The sequence below is a fragment of the Propioniciclava sp. genome (assembly GCF_029977985.1).
Lineage (GTDB): Bacteria > Actinomycetota > Actinomycetes > Propionibacteriales > Propionibacteriaceae > Propioniciclava.
In genome coordinates this window covers 1-2,709 of sequence record NZ_JARKOT010000127.1, presented here as the reverse complement: position 1 = coordinate 2,709, position 2,709 = coordinate 1, and the positions used below count along the sequence as shown (strand labels likewise).

Here is a 2,709-nt window from a genome sequence, read left to right as displayed (position 1 = left end):
TTCGTTGCCGCCAGCCAGCAACGGTGGACGCTGGCCGCCGAGTTGGCCGCCCTGGCGACCGTGGTCACGGTGCTTGTCGACGTCCCCGTCCGCGGCCGATCGGCCACCGGCTGGCTGCTGGCCAGCCGGAGCTTCACCGCCGGCAAGGCGCTCGGCTGGACGTCGTGGCGCAGCATGGCCGCCACCGGCAAGGCGGAAGCCCTCGCTAACGCGGACCTGCCCGGCGTGATGTCCGGCATCGAGGTCCACGTCGGCGCCCCCAAGGGCCCGGCTCAGACGCGGTACGCGATCATCCAGGACCACGGCCTGCGCACGTGGGCGATGACCGGCGCGATCCGGCACCCCGGCGTCGGCATGGCCGAGGGCGACCGTCGCGACCAGTACGGCCGCGGGCTGACTGAACTACTGGACGTCGCTGCCCGGGCGTCCCTGATCAGCGACATCGTGTTCCTGGTCCGCACCGTCCCCGACGACGGCGCCGAGCGGCAACAGTGGATCGCCGCGCATCGGCGTCCCGACGGCCCCGAACTCGCCCGCCGGATGAACGACGAACTCGCCACCGCCCTGACCCGGGCCGCGGTTCGCACCGAAGCGTTCGTGAGCTTCGTGGTCCCCGAAACCCGGATCGCGAAGCAGGCCCGCGAGTTCGGCGGCGGCCTCGAAGGACGCACCCGCGTCCTGTACGCGCTGGCCGACGAGATCGCCGCCATGCTGCGCGGCGGCATGGGCATGACCGACGTGACCTGGCTCACCTCGCCCCAGCTGGCGCTCGCCGTCCGCACCGGGTTTGCGCCCTCGGACCGGGCCGGGATCATCGACGCCCTCGCCGCCCACCAGACCGACCCAGCCGTGTGCACCGAGGTGCCGTGGGCGATGGCCGGCCCCTCCGGCGCCGACGCCACGATGCGGCACTACTCCCACGACGCTTGGAACTCGATCAGCTCCACCATCAAGCTTCCCGACCGGGGTGCCTGCCTCGGCGCCCTCGCGCCGGTGCTCACCCCGTCCGAGCCGGGGGAGCGGCGCAGCTACACGGTGGTGTTCCCGATCCTGCCGTTCAGCCGCGCCGACCGACAGACCGCCTCCGACGAATGGGCCGCCGACATGGGAGAAGGGCTCCGCGGCCGGCTCCAGATCCGGCAACGCTCCCGCGACCGCGCCAACGTCACCCGCGCCCACCGCCTCGACGCGAAGCTCGCCTCCGGCCACGCCCTCACCCGCCCCTACGGGGTCGCGTGCGTCACCGTCGCCAAGACCATGCGCGTCGCCGAGTTCGGACGCCGCCTCGACGCCTCAATCCGACGCGCCGGCTTCGCCCCCTTGCGCCTCGACCTCGCCCAGGACGCCGGCTTCGCCGCCGCCACCCTGCCGCTGGGCCTCGGACTCACCAGGAAGGCCGACGAATGAGGACGCCGCCCCGCGGCCGCTCGACCGCCCAGCTGCTCGCCGACTTCGGCCACGACCTGCCCACCAAGCCCGAACCTGAGCGGCCCGGCAAGGAGCCGTACCTGTTCCACGCGTCGCCGCGCCGCGGCCGGCGGCGTCCGGGTCGGGGTTGGAGCCCAGCCCGCACCCCGGTCGTCCAGTACCGGATGACCAGCGACCAGGCGGCGGCGTGGTGGCCGTTCATCGCGAACCCGCCCCTGCCGCCCACCGGCGCGCAGATCGGCATCGACGAACTCTCCGGGGGCAGCTTCTACGCCGACCCGCTCGGCTGGGTGCTCGACGACACCGTCCCGGTCACCCAACCCCAACGTCATCACCTTCGGCAAGCCCGGCGGCGGCAAGTCCACCAACACCAAGAACTTCGCCACCTTGATGATGGACTTCGGCTACAAGGTGTTCGTCCTCGGCGACCCCAAGGACGAGTACGAACCGCTGTGCCGCGCCTTCGGCGTCCAACCCTTCGCCGTCGGCCCCGGCATGAGCGCCCGCATCAACCCCCTCGACTTCGGCCCGCTCGGCGACGGGTGGGACACCCTCGACCGCGTCGAAGCGCGACGCCGGGCCGGGATCATCTTCCGCCGGTGGCTCACCCTGATCCGCGGGCTGGTTGGCTCCCAGTTCGTCGGCGAGCAACGCGTCCCGTTCGGACCCACCGACGCCCGCGTCGTCGAAGCGGCCCTCGCCCAGCTGACCGGCTACCAGGATGGGCACCCCACCCTGCGCGTGACCACCATCCCCGCCCTGTGGCAACTCCTCGCCAACCCCACCGAGCAACTGGTCGGCGAATGCCGCTACGCGTCCACAAGGCAGTTCCTCGACGAAACCCGCCTGCTGCGGGACGCCCTCGGACAGCTGGTGACCGGGGCGCTGGCCGGCCTTTTCGACGCCCCCACCACCATCGCCGTCGACTGGACGGCCCCCATCCAGTCGTTCTCCCTGTCCCGCCTCGAACCCCTCGGCGACGAGGCGATGGGCATCGCGCTGACCTGCCTGTCGTCGTGGGGACGCGCCATGCGCGAGATCAAGGCCCCCGGCGCCCTGCGCATCAACATCCGCGACGAGATGTGGAAACAGATGCGCCTCGGCCTCGAAGCCGTCAAGAGCCTGGACGCCGACATGCGGTTCTCCCGCCGCGACGGCGAGATCCAGTTCGTCGTCGGCCACAAGCCCGGCGACATGCTCACCGTCGGAGAGTCGACCTCCGCCGCGACCGCGATCGCCAAGGAACTGCTGAACCTCGCCGACCTGAAGATCCTCCACGGC

The 2,709-nt window shown here is 72.0% G+C and carries 1 protein-coding gene and 1 pseudogene; both read left to right on the top strand.

Going from position 1 to position 2,709, the window contains the following annotated elements; translation table 11 throughout:
* Positions 1–1,407: SCO6880 family protein (locus tag Q1K57_RS08125; RefSeq protein ID WP_300080778.1), on the top strand; the 1,407-nt coding region annotated here is incomplete at its 5' end.
* Between the two features lie 408 nt (positions 1,408–1,815).
* Positions 1,816–2,709, top strand: a pseudogene (locus Q1K57_RS08120) (ATP-binding protein); the annotation flags it as partial.